An 18,180-nucleotide genomic window follows, 5' to 3' on the forward strand; every position below is an offset into this window, starting at 1 on the left:
TAAGAAGCAAGGTGAAAAGAGGTGGAAGAAAGTATTGGATTTTCAACTCTTTAGCTTTGAACTATATAAAGGACTATGAGGGATTGATGAAGAACGTTCACGGGTGGCTGACGAAGAGAGGATTCTCTATTTTCCGGTCGATAGGTACTATTACGAAAGGGAGGGGGAAGCAGGTTTTCTCGGGGAGAGAGTGATAAAATATCATCGGACGTTGACCGCACATCTGAAAGTTCTGCTGAAAGATAGCCTTGGAATTGAAGACTTTGTGGAGCTAGCCGCAGCCTCTGGAAAATGTGAGAGACCTTCCGGGAATGGAAGATGAGATGAGAAGGCCGATGATGTTGATTGTGTCAGCGCAAAATAGAGCTTGAATAGACTGTCGATAAAAAACGATATGAAATTTCTCTTTTTTTTCTCTGCTAATTGTGATACAGTTAAATCGACCATTCTGAGTATGTGGGGTGAGTCATTTTTGTTGTACTTGCGCAGGGTGGTATCAGAGATAGGAAGGACTGGATTATGAGAGTAAGTGTGAGAAAAATTAGCGAAGCGACAGGTTTTTCTCCTGCGACAGTTTCAAATGCGTTAAATCGCAAAAAAGGTGTGAATAAGGAGACCGCAGAAAAAATTTTGAGAGCAGCTTCCGAAATGGGATATCGCATGGATGAGAAAATTCGGAAGATTCGTTTTGTAATATTTAGAAAGAATGGGTTGATTATTGATGACAGTCCTTTTCATCCGGCAGTGATTGAAGGGGTGGAACGGCAGGCAAAAGCTATGGGACTTGAAACAGTATTTAACCATGTAGATGTTCATGACTTGGAATACGGCAGCCAGATACAGGAAATTCTCTCGGACACAGAGAGTGCGGTCGTACTCTTGGGCACAGAGATGCTGGAGGAAGATTTTAAAGAGTTTCAGTCGGCGGAAAATCGCATTGTTCTTCTGGATGGATGGAGCGATCAGTATTTTTTTGATAGTGTTCTGATCAGCAATACAGACTCCGCAGCGAAGGCAGTGGAATATCTGATTCAAAAGGGGCATTCTAAGATCGGTTATCTCAGAGGGGATTTTCGAATTCAGGCATTCCGTTATCGGGAAATCGGATATAAGAGAATGATGGAGCGGTATGGTCTGAAGATCAATGAAGAGTATATAGCCACAGTGGGGACGAAAATTGAGACTGCTTACGAGGAGATGAAAAAATATTTGCAGCAGGTGAAAGAGCTACCCACAGCATTTTTTGCCGATAACGATACGATAGCGATCGGAGCTATGAGAGCCATCAAAGAGCAGGGATACGACATTCCTGGAGATATTTCAATTATTGGATTTGACAATATTTCATATGGGGCGATCTCAGAGCCTCCGCTGACGACCATCAATGTACACAAACATGAGATGGGAGAGATGGCAGTACGGGAGTTAGTGCGCGTTGCAGAAGGTGGCAGCAGGATTAAAATGAAAATCCAGGTATGTACAGACTTTGTCGAGAGAGACAGCGTCAAGGAACTAAGCCCCTCAAGTATGAGGGGAAGGGAGGAGCTGAGGTAGGCTTGCCCATTTTGCTGAGTTTCAAATCATTTAAATATCATTCTATTTCATGAAAGAATCTGCCCTCAGGGGCAGGGACCTCCATGCCTCGGCGTGGTATTTCATAAGGGTCCTTGCCTGCTGAGGGCAGATTTGTTTTTTAGTGTAATAGGAAAGACCTTGTCACGCTAATGCGTGAAAGTTCCTTCCTATTACCAAAACGCTCCGCTAAGGATGCGCACGCCGCAATAAGGTAATGCACCGCAAAGAGGTGTTGCGGCAACGCACAAAGTGGGACACATCCCTCAAAGATTGGGGAGATGGGATATATACAAACAATAAACGCGATTGTTAAAAATTTATAAAATGATTATATAAATGTTTATATAAAAATTTTGAATCGTGTTTTGACGGAATTTGTCGAGAACACAGAGAGAAAATAGGAAATATACACAAAAATATAGTGTTGATTTCGTGATAATTGAATGAAATATGAAATTTACATAAAAATTTATAAAAAAATACTTGAAATATTTATATAAATGTTTATAATGCAGATATAAAGAGTTGAGGCGGTGATGAAGTGAAAGTTAGTATTAGACAGATTAGTCAAGCAACAGGGTTTTCTCCGGCTACTGTCTCAAACGCTCTGAATCGAAAGAGAGGTGTCAATCAGACGACTTCTGAAAAAATCATAAGAGCAGCGGAAAAGCTGGGATATCAACAGGATAAAGAAGTCACAAAAATAAAATTTGTCACCTATCGGAAAAATGGATTGATTATTGACAACAGTCAAATTTTCCCGGCGATGATTGAAGGAGTGGAAAGGCAGGCCAAGGCTCTTGGGTATGAGACAATATTCAGTCATTTGAATCGCGAGGCTTCTAATTTTGAATATTGTCTTCAGGAGGTTTTAACGGACAGCAGTTGTGTGCTCATTCTATTGGGGACGGAGATGCTGCATGAGGATTATCTTCCATTTCACAAATTCAAAGGCCATATGATTATTCTGGACGGCTGGGACGAAGATATGAGTTTCGACGGTATTCTGATTAACAATACAGATGCCGCCTGCAATGCGGTGGAATATCTGATCAAAAAAGGGCATAGGGAGATTGGCTATCTGAGAGGGGATTACCGGATTAAAGGCTTTCAATATCGGGAATACGGTTATCACCGGGCTTTGCAAAGACACGGTCTCTCTAGTCCGCCCGATGGAATCGTTACGGTGGGTACACAGCTTGAAAGTTCTTACGAGGGGATGAGACGTTATCTGGAGAAGAATCCGAAACTACCGACCGCGTTTTTTGCCGACAATGATGTGATTGCCCTGGGAGTGATGAAGGCGATGCAGGAAAAGGGCATTGAGATACCAGCGCAGGTTTCTATCGTCGGTTTCGATGATATTAATTTTGGGACGGTGTCGGTTCCGGCACTCACTACCATCCATGTATTTAAACAGGAGATGGGGGAGGTGGCTGTGCGCAGGGTTTTAGATCACGTTCGATACTCTGATAGCAAGATTAAAATGAAAATTCAGGTATATACAGAGTTTACAGAGAGGGATAGTGTGAGAGAACTTCTGTGAGCTATGACAAAGTAGAATGGAGGTTACAAAATGGCAGCAATTAAATTGGGATACGCGCCGACCAGAAGAAGCATCTTCAGTGCACCGGACGCGATCAAGTACAGAGGACTCACGGCAGACCGTTTAAGGGAACTGGGGATTGACTTTGTGGACATTGATGACATCAATGAGGAAGGTCTTTTGTACGATGACAATGATGTGAAGAAAATTGTGGCGAAATTCAGAAAAGAAGGAGTAGACGGAATCATTTTTCCGCACTGCAACTTTGGTACGGAGTATGTCTGTGCGAGGTTGGCAAAGGAGATGAATCTTCCAGTGATGCTGTGGGGGCCTCTCGATGAGAGACCGGAACCGAGCGGAGTACGCCTTAGGGATACACAGTGTGGATTGTTTGCAACTGGAAAGGTATTCCGCAGATTTCGTATTCCCTTTACCTATGTGACCAACTGCAGACTCAATGACCCCGTGTTCGAGAGAGGCGTGAGAGATTTCATGGCAGTCTGTAACGTGGTGAAGACCTTCCGCCATATTCGGATTCTTCAGATTTCTACAAGACCTTTTGATTTCTGGTCTACGATGTGCAACGAAGGAGAGCTGTTGGAAAAATTCAATATTCAGCTTTCTCCGATTCCGATGACGGAGCTGACAGAAGAAGTAAAGGCGGCCAAGGCTGAGGGAACGAAAGTAAAAGAACTGCTTACATACATCCATGAAAATATGGAAGTGAAGATCAAAGAAAATGAAGTGGAAAATGTAGCAGCCCTGGCGGTGGCGATGGAATCCTTAATAGACAAATACGGTTGTAATGCAGGTGCCATTCAGTGTTGGAACGCTCTGCAGACAGAGTTGGGAATTATGCCTTGCGCGGCCAACGCGATTCTGAATGAAAAAGGAATCCCGGTGGTGTGTGAGACGGACATCCATGGAGCAGTTACCGCTCTTATGGTAGAGGCGGCAGGTATGGGAGAGAAGAGAAGCTTCTTCGCAGACTGGACCATCCGCCATCCCGACATCGAAAATGGAGAGCTGCTCCAGCACTGCGGCCCATGGCCGATCTCAGTGGCAAAAGAAAGACCGCAGCTTACCTATCCGTTGGCATTTGACCATCCGGGCAGCCTGACGGCAGAGGCAAAGCACGGAGATGTCACCTTGTGCAGATTCGACGGAGATAACGGAGAGTACTCTCTGCTTCTGGGAAATGCAAAGGGTGTGGATGGGCCTAAGGGAATGGGAACCTACCTGTGGGTGGAAGTGGACAATATCAAACGGCTGGAAGCGAAGATTGTGGAAGGGCCTTATATCCATCACTGTGTGGGAATTCACCAGAATGTGGTCCCTGTACTGTATGAAGCTTGTAAATATATCGGAATAAAACCGGATCTCTATGACCCGATTGAAGAAGATGTAAAAGCATATTTAAGAGGAGAATGATTATGGAGAATCTAAAAGCATTGGCCTATGAACTCAGAGAAACTGTTATGGATGAGATTATGGCCGGGAAAGCTGGACACATCGGCGGTGACATGAGTGTGATGGAAATTCTGACAGAGCTGTATTTCAGACAGATGAACATCAGCCCAGAAAATGCGGATGACCCAAACCGTGATAAATTTGTCATGAGTAAGGGACATTCTGTGGAAGCTTATTACGCGGTTCTGGCGAAGAAAGGCTTCTTTGACAGGGAGGAGCTGGTGAGCACCTTCAGCAAATTTGGCTCAAAGTTTATCGGACATCCGAACAACAAGATTCCAGGAATAGAGATGAACTCCGGTTCCCTTGGACACGGTCTTCCAGTCTGTGTGGGAATGGCCCTGGCGGGAAAAATGAATGGACAGAGCTACCGTGTATACACAGTGATGGGAGACGGTGAACTGGCAGAGGGTTCCGTCTGGGAAGGTACGATGGCTGCTAGCCACTATAAGCTGGACAATCTGTGTGCAGTGGTGGACAGAAATCGCCTTCAAATTTCAGGAAATACGGAGGATGTCATGGCCCATGACGATCTGCATGAGAGATTCTCATCCTTTGGCTGGCATGTGATTGACGTAAAAGACGGAAACGACATCGACCAGCTCCACGAGGCTTTTGAGGAAGCAAAGACCGTGAAGGGAAAACCTACGGTATTGATTGCCAACACTGTAAAAGGAAAGGGTTCCTCTGTGATGGAGAACAAGGCAAATTGGCATCATAAAGTTCCAAGTGAAGAAGAGCTTGCTCAGATCAGAAAAGATCTGGCAGATAGAAAGGAGGCAGCCCTTCATGTCTAAGATTGCAAATAAACAAAAGATTTGTGAAGTGTTGATGGAGGCGGCAAAGACGGACAAAGATATCGTGGCTCTTTGTAGTGATTCTAGAGGAAGTGCGTCGTTTACCCCATTTGCAGAGCAGTATCCTGAGCAGTTCGTGGAGACAGGAATTGCGGAGCAGAACCTGGTGAGCATCTCCGCGGGATTGGCGAAATGCGGCAAAAAACCGTATGCGGTGTCTCCGGCTTGCTTTTTATCCACGAGAAGCTATGAACAGTGCAAAATTGACGCTGCCTACTCCAACACCAACGTGAAACTGATTGGAATCAGCGGTGGAATCAGCTATGGGGCGCTGGGAATGAGCCATCACTCTGCACAGGATATCGCGGCGATGGCGGCGATTCCGAATATGAGAGTTTACCTTCCCAGCGACCATCTTCAGACAGAGTGTCTGATGAAAGCTCTGCTGAAGGATGAGAAGCCAGCTTATATCCGGGTGGGGCGTAATGCGGTAGACCCGGTATACGAGGAGGGAAAGGTTCCCTTTGAGATGGACAAGGCTACAGTAGTGACAGAAGGAAAGGACGCAGTGATTGTCGCCTGTGGAGAGATGGTAAAACCGGCAGCGGATGCTGCTAAGCTGTTGGAGGCAGAGGGAATCCGTGTCACCGTTTTGGATATGTACTGTGTGAAGCCTTTGGACAAAGATGCAATCGTGAAAGCAGCCAAGAATGCGAAATTGGTGGTGACGGCAGAAGAGCACTCACCGTTTGGCGGCCTGGGTTCCATGGTGAGCCAGGTGGTAGGAAGGGAATGCCCGAAAAAAGTGGTGAATTTGTCTTTGCCGGATGCTCCGGTGATCACAGGGACCTCCAAAGAAGTCTTTGACTATTATGGATTGAATGCACAGGGAATCGCGAAGACCGTAAAAGAGAACATGTAAAAGCGCAGAGGAAAAGGCTGTTACATAATTAGGAGGATATTGGCAGGGGACACCTGTTGATATAGGGATTTAATACTTTCAAAATGTAAGGAGGAAGAAAAGTATGAAAGTCAAAAAATTATTAGCCGGACTTTTGACAGCAGCTATGATCGGCACTATGATGATGGGATGCTCTTCATCTGAGGAGGCAAGTACAGAGGGTGATGCGTCTGCTGAGACCACGCAGGCAGCAGAAGAAACAACAGAAGAAACAGCAGAGGAAGCAGAAGTACTGCCGGGAGGTGGTTCCAACATTATCTATGTCATCACACCTTCTGTATCCAACCCGGCGTTTAAGACCGAGGCTGACACAGCGACAGCAAAGGCAGAGGAGCTGGGCTATGAAGTAAAAGCCGCTTCCCATGATGACGACCCGACGAAACAGACAGAGCTGTTTGACAATGCGATCGCTGATAAGGCAGCAGCAATTATTTGTGACAACGCAGGTGCAGATGCGACGGTAGAAGCTGTACGAAAAGCAAGAGAAGCGGGAATTCCGACTTTCTTAATCGACCGTGAGATCAACGAAGAAGGCGTGGCAATTTCCCAGATCGTAGCAAACAACTATCAAGGCGCAAAAGCCATTGCCGAGAAATGGGTAGAGGCAATGGGTGAAAAAGGAAAATACGCGGAACTGTTGGGGAAAGAGTCTGACACCAACGCTGGCGTTCGTTCTTCTGCATTCCATGAAGTGATTGACCAGTATCCGGACCTGGAAATGGTAGCTCAGCAGACTGCAAACTGGGAAAAGACAGAGGCATATGAGAAGATGGAAGCAATCATCCAGGCAAATCCAGATCTTGACGGTGTCATCTGTGGTAACGATACTATGTTAGAGGGTGTATGTGCGGCTTTGGCAGCTCATGACATGACCCTTCCGGTTATCGGTGTGGATGGCTCTGACGAAGCGGCAGCTCTGATTAAATCTGGACAGGCTACCGGTACCGCTCTTCAGCAGTTCGCACTGATTGCGGAGATGGCAGTAGAGCAGGCAGATCAGTACCTGAAAGAAGGAACCACAGGACAGGAAGAAAAACAGCTTGTGGACTGTATCGCAATTACAGCAGACAACGTAGATAATCTGCAGACATTCGTTTATACCGAAAAATAAACAGAGAATTTTGTACATTGACCGGGAAGCGTCGCTGACGCTTCCCAATCTATAAGATACTCTTTATTGAGCTAAGTATTAAATCAAAACCGAAAGAAATGTCTCCTAATTTCTAAGAGATATACAAATATATTGACTGGAGGAAACCTCTATGAAGAAGCAAATCGTAGCACTGGGCCTGGCAGTGGCACTCGCCGCTTCAGCGACGTTTACCGGGTGCGGGATCGTGAAAGTAGTAAAAATCGGAGAAGAAGGAAAATATACCGGAGAAGTGGAATTTAATGCCGGAGACGACGTGGCGGCGATCTGGGAGTCGTCTGCGCTGCCGGAGTTGAATGAAAAAGCCATGGATTTGAAAGAATTCCTGACACAGTCCAACGGGGATTTCACTGCCTTGGCCGAGGAACATGGCAAGTATTCCATGGGAACTTCCGGAGAGCTGAGCTATGTAGTGAAGGGAACCGGAACCGTCGAGGAAGTCAATACAGAATCCCAGGCCGGATATATGAAGATAAAACTGGATGACTATAACGGAACCGAGGAAGTAAAGATTCAAATCGGGCCGGTGTACAGAGGCTCTTCCATTCGTGATTCTTTAAGCTTCCTGAAGTTCGGAGATTACACAAACCAGGAAGACTGGGCGGCTGTTTCTCAGAGCATCAACCAGGTTGTCGCCGAGACCGTAGTGGAGCCGGCGGATCCAAGCTCTCTGGAAGGCAAAAGCGTATCCTTTGTGGGAGCCTTCACGGTATCCACCGGAAGTACAGAAGTATTGATTACCCCAGTTGTTCTGGAAGCAAACTAAAGTAGGGATGCAGCGAAAAAGGAGAGAAGAACTATGGGTGAGATGTATAAATGCAGAGACGATGTATTTCTCCATGCAGAAAAGATAAGTAAGATCTATCCCGGTACCAAAGCATTAGATCAGGTATCTTTTGATCTTTTAAAGGGAAAGGTAAACGTGCTGATCGGTGAGAACGGTGCCGGAAAATCCACACTGATGAAAATGATAGCTGGAATCGAGCAGCCCAATGAAGGCAAGATGTACATCGGAGACCAGGAGGTCTACTTCAAGAATACGACAGAGGCCAGGAAGCATGGGATTGGTATCATACACCAGGAGCTGAGCTTGTTTCCAAATCTGAATGTATATCAGAATATTTACATGAACAAAGAAAAGACCAAGGGAAAGATGGTCTTGGACGATAAAAAACACATGGAAGGTGCCAAGAAAGTACTGGAGAGACTAGAGCACCCGTTGGACCTTCACACGAAGGTGGGAGAGTTGCGTGTTGGCCAGCAGCAGATGATCGAGATTGCCAGAAATCTGGTGGAGGATGATCTGAAGGTGCTGATTATGGATGAACCGACATCCTCTCTAAGCCAGCAGGAGGTGCAGGTGCTCTTTAAGATTATGAGAGAGTTGACCGCGTCAGGGATCTCCATTGTCTACATCTCCCACAGACTGGAAGAAATCATGGAGATCGGAGACCATGTGACGATCTTGAGAGATGGAAAATATGTGGCGGATGCCGATGTAAAAGATATCGACGTGCCGTGGATTGTACATCAGATGACCGGCGGAGAAAAATCTTATCCCAAGAGGGACCGGGAGGTCGACTGGAGCAAGGTGGAAAACGTGCTGGAAGTGAAGAATCTCTGTCTTCCCAAAGCAGGTGGCGGCTATTTGGTAGATCATCTGAATTTCGAGCTGAAAAAAGGCGAGGTGCTTGGAATTTATGGATTGATGGGGGCAGGCAGAAGCGAGGTTTTTGAGTGTATCATGGGGCTTCACCCGGAGCACACCGGTGATATTTATCTGGAAGGGAAAAAGCTGAAGATTAAATCCGTTTCCCAGCAGATCGACAATGGCTTCGCGCTGATTCCCGAGGACAGACAGGCACAGGGGCTGGTTCAGACTCTGGATATTGAGAAGAACTGTTCTCTTTCGGCAATGAAACGGTATAAAAAAGGAATTTTCCTCGACCACAAGAAGGAAGGCCAGAAGGTGGACGAGCAGATTTCTGACATACATATCAAGGTTGCGGACAAAAAGCTTCCGATTTTATCCTTGTCAGGCGGTAATCAGCAGAAGGTGGTTATCGGAAAAGGTCTCTTGACAGAGCCTAAGATTCTTCTGATGGACGAACCCAGCCGTGGAATTGATATCGGCGCGAAGACGGAGGTATTCGATATCATCAATCAATACGCAGAAAAAGGACTGTCAATTATCGTCATTTCTTCTGAGCTGCAGGAGATTGTGGCGATAGCGGACAGGGTCATCGTATTGTCAAACGGTCTGAAGACCGGAGAATTCTATGGCAGTGAGATCCAGCAGGATACACTGGTACTGGCATCCTACAAGGGCCATCACCAAAAAGAGGAAAGGGAGAATTAATCATGGCAGCGAAAACAAAATCAGGGAATAATCAACTGGCGATGACCCTCTTAAAGGGCAGAACCTTCATCGTGTTAATTGTATTATTGATCTTTTTCAGTGTGGCAGCAGATAACTTCTTGACTGCAAACGCACTTTTGACTGTTGCGAAGCACGTGGCACTGTACGGTATTCTCGCAATTGGTATGACCTATGTCATCATCACCGGCGGCATCGACCTGTCTGTAGGTTCTGTCGTTGGTCTGGCCGGCATGATCGCGGGTGGTCTGATTCAGCAGGGGCTGACCTTGAAAATGTTCGGCGTGACACTGTATTTCAGTGTTCCTATGGTTGTTATCATTACAGCAATCATCGGAGCACTTCTGGGAGCGATCAACGGTATCGTCATCACGAAATTTAAAGTTGCTCCGTTTATCGCGACTCTGGGTACGATGTATATCTGGAGAGGTTTTGCAAACTTGAGATCGGACGGTGCGACGTTTTCGGAGCTGGCCGGAAAAGAAGGACTTGGGAATACCGGATTTGAATTTTTCGGACGAAATCTGGGCGGAACCGGAATTCCGGTAGGTGTTATCATTCTAGCGATTATTGCAGTGATTGCAGGCATTTTGTTAAAGAAAACTCCGTTTGGATGGCATGTATTGTCTGTGGGCGGTAATGAGAAGGCGGCAGGCCTGTCCGGTATCAAGGTAGACAGAGTGAAGATCTGGGTATATACCTTCTCAGGCTTCTGTTCCGCGATCGTAGGTATCATCGCGACCTCTCAGTTGGTATCCGCGCATCCAGCAACCGGAGATACCTGGGAGATGAACGCTATCGCAGCGGCAGTACTTGGCGGAACCTCCATGGCAGGCGGTGTGGGCAACATCGGCGGTACCGTAGTCGGTGCTTTCGTGATTGGTGTCATCAATGATGGTATGACCATGTGTGGTGTCACAGAGTTCTGGCAGAAAGTTATCCGTGGACTCGTGATTATTTTGGCAGTTATCATTGACCAGGTACAGAGAAATATGCAGGCAAAGATGGCTTTGCAGGCACGCAACGAGAACAAGTAAGAGGATTTCGTATGAAAAAAAGAGGAATTATCAACGCGCAGCTGTCCGGGCTGATTGCAGGACTGGGACATAAGGATACCTTCATGATTGCGGATGGCGGAATGCCAATTCCCAAAGGGGTGACGATTGTGGACCTGGCTCTTTGCGGGGGAGTTCCCACTTTTCAGCAGGTGATGGACGCAGTGTTAGAGGAGGTAGAGGTGGAGTTTTACACTCTGGCAGAAGAGATCACAGAGAATAATCCGAAACTCCTCTGCTATATTCGGGAGAAACTTCAAGGGGTGGATAGCGAGATGGTCAGTCACGTACAGCTCAAAGAGATGTCAAAAGATTTAAAGTTCGCCATCCGTACTGGGGAGTTCACACCGTATCCAAATATGATACTCAGGGCGGGTGTTGCATTCTAGTTGCGGCAGGAACTATAATAGAAACAAAAAATCGAAAGGAATTATACTATGAAAGTCTTAAATTTTGGCTCACTGAATCTGGATTATGTATATTCCGTCGACCATATGGTGACGCCGGGGGAAACTCTGGCGTCTTATGGTATGAACGTATTCTGCGGGGGAAAGGGACTGAATCAGTCTATCGCGTTGGCGAAGGCAGGAGTGGAGGTATACCATGCCGGTTTGATCGGGGAGGAAGGAGAGATCCTATTGAAAACCTGTCAGGAGGGCGGTGTAGATTCCAGGTATATCCGGAAGACCACGGAGAAATCCGGTCACACCATCATACAGGTGGATAAGGATGGACAGAACTGTATTCTGCTGTACGGAGGAGCGAATCAGAGCATAACCAGAGAGTATGTGGACGAGGTGCTGTCTCATTTTGAGAAAGGGGATATTCTGCTTTTGCAAAATGAGATCAATCTGCTGGACTATATCATCAACCAGGCCTATGAAAAGGGAATGATGATTATTCTGAATCCTTCGCCTTATAATGAGAAGCTTGACAGCTGCGATTTCAAAAAAATTTCCATGCTTCTTCTCAACGAGGTGGAAGGAGCACAGGTGACAGGAGAGAAGGATGAGAAAAAGATTTTGGTCCGTTTAAAGGAGCTGTACCCGGATATGCAGGTGGTACTGACCCTGGGAAAAGACGGTTCTGTATATCAGTACAAAGATCAGGTATATCGTCAGGGAATCTTCTCAGTACAGGCAGTAGATACGACGGCGGCGGGAGACACCTTCACCGGATATTTTATCTCCTCTATCTTGGAGGGAATGCCCGTGGATGAAGGGCTTAAACTGGCAGCGAAGGCGTCTGCAATCGCGGTATCCAGGGAAGGAGCGACCGCTTCGATTCCCGTAAAAGCGGAGGTAGAAAGTGTGGACTGGTAGGGGCCCCGTCTTTGCCAAGAATAGCATAAGGAGTGAAAAGTAAGTATGTCACAGAGATATATCATCAGCGTAGATCAGAGCACCCAGGGGACGAAGGCGCTTCTGTTCGATGAGAGTGGGAGTCTGATAAAGAGGGCGGATAAGTCTCACCGTCAAATTGTCAATGAGAAAGGATGGGTTTCCCATGATCCCATGGAGATTTATGAGAACACCATCACCGTGGTGAAAAATCTGATGGAAGAGTCAGGAATTGACCCGGCTCAGGTGGTCTGCGCGGGAATCAGCAATCAAAGAGAGACTTCTCTGGCCTGGGACAAAGTCACCGGAGAACCTCTAGGACAGGCAATTGTCTGGCAGTGTGCTAGGGCGACCAAGCTCTGCGAGCGTGTGGAAAAGAACGGAAATGCTGAGAGAATCCGTCAGGCTACGGGGATTCCGCTGTCTCCCTATTTTCCAGCGTCGAAGATTGCCTGGATTCTGGAAAATGTGGATGGAGCGGCCGAAAAGGCACAGAAAGGGCAGATTTGCCATGGAACTGTGGATAGCTGGCTGATTTATAAGCTGACAGGTGGAAAATCCTACAAGACGGACTATTCCAATGCCTCCCGCACGCAACTGTTCAACATCTTTGAGCTGAGATGGGATGAGGAAGTATGCAGGATGTTTGGGATTGACCCTGCCAACATGGCGCAGGTATGCGACTCGGATTCTGATTTTGGAGAGACGGACTTTGAGGGAACGCTGCCGCATCCGGTGCCCATTCACGGGGTGCTGGGAGACTCCCATGGTTCTCTGTTCGGGCAGGGCTGCCTGCACTCAGGAATGACGAAGTCCACCTACGGAACCGGTTCCTCGATCATGATGAATATCGGTGAGACTCCGGTGCTGAGCAGCCATGGGGTTGTGACTTCCCTGGCCTGGAAGATCGGCGGAAAGGTGAACTATGTGCTGGAAGGCAATCTCAATTATACAGGTGCGGTCATCACCTGGTTGAAAGATGATTTGAAGCTGATACAGTCCCCGGCGGAGACGGAGGATTTGGCGAGGAAGGCGGTTTCTGACGATTCCTTGTATCTGGTTCCAGCGTTTTCGGGACTGGGCGCTCCTTATTGGGACAGTCATGCGGCAGCCTCTATTGTGGGTATGACCAGGACGACTGGGAAAGCCGAACTGGTTCGGGCAGGAGTGGAATGTATCGCCTACCAGATCACCGATATTGTTCGGGCCATGAGCGAGGACGCTGGCGTCAAGGTGGGAGAACTGCGGGTGGATGGAGGCCCCACAAGGAATTCCTATCTGATGCAGTTTCAAAGTGATATCGCCGATGCGGGGGTACAGGTTCCGGATTCAGAGGAACTGTCCGGCATTGGCCCCGCTTATGCGGCAGGGCTGGCTCTGGGCGTATGGGGACAGGAAATTTTCTGTAAATTGAAACGCACGAAGTATGAGCCTCAGATGGAAAAGGAAGTCAGAGAGAGAAAGTACCAGGGCTGGAAAAAGGCCGTGAGAACTGTGCTGACGAAATAGGAATGACAAAAAGAGACAAGAAAGCTGTCAAAATGACACTTCTTGTCTTTTCTTTTTCCGCTTTATTGCGGAAAAAACTTAGTTGTCAGAAAACAACAAAATAGGTTATTGTAAACTCAACGGTTGGTTACAAATTTGATGCATCGAATACCGACAAAAGCAAAGGATATTTGTGAGAAAACGGTGTGGGAGAAGGTGTTGCAATGGAGAAAAAATTAACGGTCCGGGAGAGTTTCCGTCTCGGAAAAGGTTGGTATTTGATGATTTTTGCGATCTTGGCAATGATGGTGACGAATGCGGGTGTAAACGACGGGTTAAATGTGGCGCTACCAGAGATTGCAGCAGGAGCGGGTTTGGATTATGAATTGTGTCTGAGTATGGGGACCGTGGCAGGTTTTGTGGGCGTAATTATGATGTTTGTCATTGCGAAATTCCGTGACCGGTTTGGCGGAAGAAAAGTCAGCGCGGTGCTGTTTATCATTTTTGGACTGACATTTTATTTTTTGTTTTTACGGGCGGAGAATATTGTAATGTACGCTGTCAGCCAGTGTATCATGGTAAGCTGCGGGCAGGGCTGTTTTTATCTGTGCACAGGCCCTATGCAGTCCGACTGGTTTCCCAAAAAACGCGGTGTGGTAAATGGAATCAGCACCATCGGAGCGAATATCGGCACGGCAGTACTGGCTCCGCTTATGACAGTGCTTTTGACGATGGCGCAGTATAAGACGAGTTTATCGGTGTTTGCGGTGGCCGCGGTGCTGCTGGGCGTGTTTGCGTGGGTATTTCTACGGGATACTCCCCAGGAGGCGGGTGTTTATCCGGACAATGTGACGAAGGAAGTATACGAAAAAGAGTACCGGAAGATCGCCGGACAGGCTGCCTATGTCAGCAACTGGACGGTTCCCAAGATGCTCAAATGTAAAGAGGTGTGGCTGACGGCCATGGTGCCTGGATTTATCACCTTGGGGCTTTTGGGAGTCATTACCCAGTTCGTACAGCGCAACATCTCTCTTGGGCTGTCCGGGAAAGTGGCCATCGGTGCCATGACGGCGGCAGGGCTGATAGGAATCTTAGGCAGCTATACGATTGGTTATCTGGACACGAAGATCGGAACCAAAAGAGCTTGTATGATCTACTGCGGAATTTTTGCTCTTGGAATCTTCTTTAACCTGCTGGCCGCTTTTTGGCTGCCATTTGTCTATCTTTCGATTTTTATTGTAGGATTCTCCCTTGGAGGCAGCACGAATATGTCCTTATCTTTTCCGGCTTCTGTCTTTGGAGTGCTGGATTATCCGAAGGTTAACGGTGTGATTTTCCCTATCAATTACTGTATCGGATGCCTTAACTTTTTGGTGAATGCGGTGGTTATGAAAATCACTGGAAGTCTGACAGGGGCTTATATTGTGTATATGTGCTTATTTCTGGTAAACATCCTGATTGTGGCGAGGACAGAAGAAGGAAAATGGGACAAATTAAAACATCCGGAATTGATGGAAAAATGATAATAAAATGATATCTTCCTGTGGAAGGAGCGGGCATGTGTATGCCGGCTCCTTCCACGTTTTTGGGTAGCTTGCTTTTGCGTTTATGTGCGATAAGCGAAGTCTGCAAAGAAATTCAACAGTTCTTCTTTCGTCTTTAGGAACTTTGCATCCTCGTAATTACGGGAGCTGTAATAGAGCTCATTCAGCAGCTTGAATACCAGGGTGCTGTCGCCGGGACAGACTGCGGCGAGGATGACGGTACGGATTTTGTAAGAGTTCCATTTGATACGGTGCTCCAAAGTAGCCACAGAGAGACAGGTTTTCTTGCTGGGCACAAGGGAAGATAAAAATGCTACGCCAGGCTGAAAGGCAAAGGGCAGGATGGCCTCTCTTCTTAAGAGGTCTTCCACATAGTCCAGTTCCACGTAGCCTGCATCCAGAAAATCGCGGGACAGCAGTTCAATGATGGAGACACGGCTGTCTGTCAGGATTGCCTCATGCCAGAAAGCCTCCTGCAAAAGTTGAAACAAAGAAGGCAGCTTTTGGCCGTAAAGCCGGTTGATGTGTATCTGGAAAATATGTTTTTCCAAGTTCATCTGATCTGTCTTCGTAAAAAACGGAGAGATCAGCAGGGTCTTGCAGTGAGGGTCACATGTCAGGGTTTTATTTGCAGTTGTAATGATAAGATCCGTTTTGGAAAAGTCATAGGTGTCCTTGCTGTACACCGGAAGCAGAGCAGTCAGTTCCAGATAATCATGAAAGGCACTCAGAAGTTTTTGCTTTAAATGCCAGGACGCAGGCATATTCAAGTGAGCCATGATTACAGTTTTCAGTTTTGGATACGTGCGGTTTGCGGCTTCCAGTGCTCCGGAGATACAAAAAGCCAGGTACATCAGTTCTGTCTCATCCCAGTAGTCTCCGGTATAGGACAGGGCCAGAGGCTGAATTAAGATAGCGATTTCGTATTCAATGAGCAGATTGGAACGAACGATATCTGTGTGAGTCTGAATGGTATTTAAGTAATGGAGCGGCATGGATAAATAGCGCAGATACTGTAGGAGGGTAATATAAAAATCTTCATTGTCCGAAAAACTCAACTGAAATTTTTCTCGGATCAACGCCAGGTAATCGTTGGCAAAAGCGATAGTCTCCGGCGCGAAGTAAAGCTCTAAAGTGCCAAAGCTTAAGGCGGAGGAATCCAAAAGCCGGGCACAGGAAAGATGCAGATAAATTTCCTGGCGTTCGGAATCAGGGAATATGCAGCCTAATTTTTTTTCGAGAGATTCCAGCAGATCGTCCGCGGCATGAACACAGGCCGGGTCCAGAGGCAGTGGTTCTTTTCTGCTTTCCAGAAAATGGCCGTCATTCATACGGCAGCAGGCGATGGCAATCGCCAGATTCAGTACGATCATGTTGATATCTTCCAGTACGATACCGTATTTTCTCAGATAAAACTGGCTTTCCAGCATAATTAAGTCCACCAGCTCTTCGTCCAGATATTGATACTGATAGAAAGCGTTTCCCCTGGCATTGTAGTTCCAGTTTTCTGAGAATAAAGTATTTAAGATAATTCGTCTCTTTCGTTCGTTGTCTTCAAAGAAAATGTGGTTTTTGCTTCTACAGTAGTTGATATGGGGATAGGGAAGCACATATTTTTTTCGCAGGGCGGCCAGGTCATGCTCCAAAGTGGTACGGCTGATAAACATTTCATCTTCCAGTGTATAGAGGTTAATGGGTTCTTCAGCCAGGCAAAGACAAAAGGCCATATGTCGTGTTCGGTCGTCACGGGTAAGAAACGTGTTGCTGACCTGATTTAGTTCTTTTAACAGCTTTTTGTCTTCCACCTTTAGCAGATAGCCCAGACTGCGCTTGGAGATAATGGAAATTCCTGTGCCCTGCAGATTTTCATTGATTTCCGCTACATCGCTGCGGATAGTGCGGGCGGAAACCTGTAGATGATTGGCCAGCTCTGTGCCTGTCACATAGCTGTGCTGGTCTTGGATGTAATGCAGCAGTTTGCGTTGCCGCAGAGAAAGATGGATATCTACCATAAGAACCTCCTTAAAAATTTCCTCATGGTGGAGGAGATTATTATATATTTAAGTCTATCATAAAAAGTAAGTACCGGAAAAGTCAAGAAAAATCGGATTTTATTTCCGCTTTAAAAAGGAAAAAATGCGATTGCTGGATGGAAGAGAGATGTCATACAATAAGCTCAGAAAACGAAAAGAGACCAGGAGGAATTAAGACAATGAAATATGAGAGAATCCGCAAAATTGTGTTAGAGGCTATTTTAGATGCAGTAGATCAGGGACTGATTAAAGGAACCTCCGGCAATATCGCACTGAGGGATGAGAAAGATGATGTCGTTGCAATTACACCTAGTGGTATTCCCTATAAAGGTATGCAGTTAGAGGATATTGCCATTGTTGACTTAAATGGGAAATGGCTGGACGGAAGATATAAACCTTCCTCAGAGGTTCCCATGCATACAGCGGTCATGCGTGCCCGTCCGGATGTGAAGGCAACCGTGCATACGCATGGAATGTTTGCGACGATCATGGCGATGGGAAATGAAGAGTTGGAGGCGATTACGCCGCCTCAGTGTGAATTTGTTCCGGTTCGTAAGGTTCCTTTTACCATGCCGGGCAGTGACGATGTTGCAGACAAGGTGGTGGAAGCTCTGGGTAAAGATGGAAGAAGCGTTCTGATTAAAAATCATGGCATGTTCTGCTGTGGAAAAGATATGAAAGCAGCGATGTCTGCGACGGTGTATACAGAAGAAATGGCTACCACCGCATTCTATGCGAAGGTACTTGGCACCTATGAGCCCATGCCAAAAGAAGGCGTGGCGGCGATGAAAGCGCTGATTGCGGCGGACAAAGCGGTTTGATCTCAGCAGAGAAATGGCAGTAA

General features: G+C 46.8%; 16 protein-coding genes. 15 read left to right on the forward strand and 1 reads right to left on the reverse strand.

Translation table 11 applies throughout. From position 1 onward, the window contains the following. The first annotated feature begins 103 nt into the window (after positions 1-103). The 14 genes from BLHYD_RS04805 (at position 104) to BLHYD_RS04870 (ending at position 15,282) form a co-directional block, all read left to right on the forward strand. Positions 104-322 (forward strand): hypothetical protein, encoded by a 219-nt coding sequence (locus BLHYD_RS04805; RefSeq protein ID WP_005949436.1) that lies wholly within the window; start codon positions 104-106, stop codon positions 320-322. 197 nt (positions 323-519) lie between these two features. After that, positions 520-1,554, forward strand: a complete 1,035-nt coding sequence (locus tag BLHYD_RS04810) for a LacI family DNA-binding transcriptional regulator (RefSeq protein ID WP_021845179.1) — start codon at positions 520-522, stop codon at positions 1,552-1,554. Between the two features lie 562 nt (positions 1,555-2,116). Next, entirely contained in the window at positions 2,117-3,121 is a 1,005-nt protein-coding gene (locus tag BLHYD_RS04815) for a LacI family DNA-binding transcriptional regulator (protein ID WP_260784485.1), read from the forward strand. A 30-nt stretch (positions 3,122-3,151) separates the two neighbouring features. Then, entirely contained in the window at positions 3,152-4,552 is a 1,401-nt protein-coding gene (locus tag BLHYD_RS04820; RefSeq protein WP_005949445.1) for an L-fucose/L-arabinose isomerase family protein, read from the forward strand. A gap of 2 nt (positions 4,553-4,554) precedes the next feature. Continuing rightward, a complete protein-coding gene (locus BLHYD_RS04825) occupies positions 4,555-5,388 on the forward strand; it encodes a transketolase (protein WP_021845182.1) in 834 nt (277 codons plus the stop codon). Next, positions 5,381-6,310, forward strand: a complete 930-nt coding sequence (locus BLHYD_RS04830) for a transketolase family protein (RefSeq protein ID WP_005949449.1) — start codon at positions 5,381-5,383, stop codon at positions 6,308-6,310. Before BLHYD_RS04825 ends, BLHYD_RS04830 begins: the two co-directional genes overlap by 8 nt. A gap of 103 nt (positions 6,311-6,413) precedes the next feature. Continuing rightward, positions 6,414-7,460, forward strand: coding sequence for a D-ribose ABC transporter substrate-binding protein (locus BLHYD_RS04835; protein ID WP_005949451.1), 1,047 nt, complete (start codon positions 6,414-6,416; stop codon positions 7,458-7,460). 151 nt (positions 7,461-7,611) lie between these two features. Then, positions 7,612-8,265, forward strand: a complete 654-nt coding sequence (locus tag BLHYD_RS04840) for a DUF2291 domain-containing protein (protein ID WP_005949453.1) — start codon at positions 7,612-7,614, stop codon at positions 8,263-8,265. Between the two features lie 33 nt (positions 8,266-8,298). Beyond that, entirely contained in the window at positions 8,299-9,858 is a 1,560-nt protein-coding gene (locus BLHYD_RS04845; RefSeq protein WP_005949455.1) for a sugar ABC transporter ATP-binding protein, read from the forward strand. 2 nt (positions 9,859-9,860) lie between these two features. Next, positions 9,861-10,913, forward strand: coding sequence for an ABC transporter permease (locus tag BLHYD_RS04850; protein ID WP_005949457.1), 1,053 nt, complete (start codon positions 9,861-9,863; stop codon positions 10,911-10,913). A gap of 11 nt (positions 10,914-10,924) precedes the next feature. Continuing rightward, positions 10,925-11,320, forward strand: coding sequence for a D-ribose pyranase (gene rbsD, locus BLHYD_RS04855; protein WP_005949459.1), 396 nt, complete (start codon positions 10,925-10,927; stop codon positions 11,318-11,320). A gap of 48 nt (positions 11,321-11,368) precedes the next feature. After that, complete coding sequence (locus tag BLHYD_RS04860; protein ID WP_005949461.1) at positions 11,369-12,253, forward strand: ribokinase; 885 nt, start codon at positions 11,369-11,371, stop codon at positions 12,251-12,253. A 45-nt stretch (positions 12,254-12,298) separates the two neighbouring features. After that, entirely contained in the window at positions 12,299-13,780 is a 1,482-nt protein-coding gene (locus tag BLHYD_RS04865) for an FGGY-family carbohydrate kinase (protein ID WP_005949464.1), read from the forward strand. Between the two features lie 203 nt (positions 13,781-13,983). Next, the gene (locus BLHYD_RS04870) at positions 13,984-15,282 is read left to right on the forward strand and encodes an MFS transporter (RefSeq protein WP_040350654.1); all 1,299 of its coding nucleotides are present in this window, start codon (positions 13,984-13,986) and stop codon (positions 15,280-15,282) included. Positions 15,283-15,365: 83 nt separating this feature from the next. Here BLHYD_RS04870 and BLHYD_RS04875 read toward each other — a convergent pair whose 3' ends face one another. Next, positions 15,366-17,315, reverse strand: coding sequence for a BglG family transcription antiterminator (locus BLHYD_RS04875; protein WP_005949468.1), 1,950 nt, complete (start codon positions 17,313-17,315; stop codon positions 15,366-15,368). Positions 17,316-17,515: 200 nt separating this feature from the next. Between BLHYD_RS04875 and BLHYD_RS04880 the strand changes: the two genes are divergently transcribed. Beyond that, entirely contained in the window at positions 17,516-18,157 is a 642-nt protein-coding gene (locus BLHYD_RS04880; protein WP_021845189.1) for a class II aldolase/adducin family protein, read from the forward strand. Positions 18,158-18,180 lie beyond the last annotated feature (23 nt).

Source organism: Blautia hydrogenotrophica DSM 10507 (assembly GCF_034356035.1).
In the GTDB taxonomy this organism is placed as follows: domain Bacteria; phylum Bacillota; class Clostridia; order Lachnospirales; family Lachnospiraceae; genus Blautia_A; species Blautia_A hydrogenotrophica.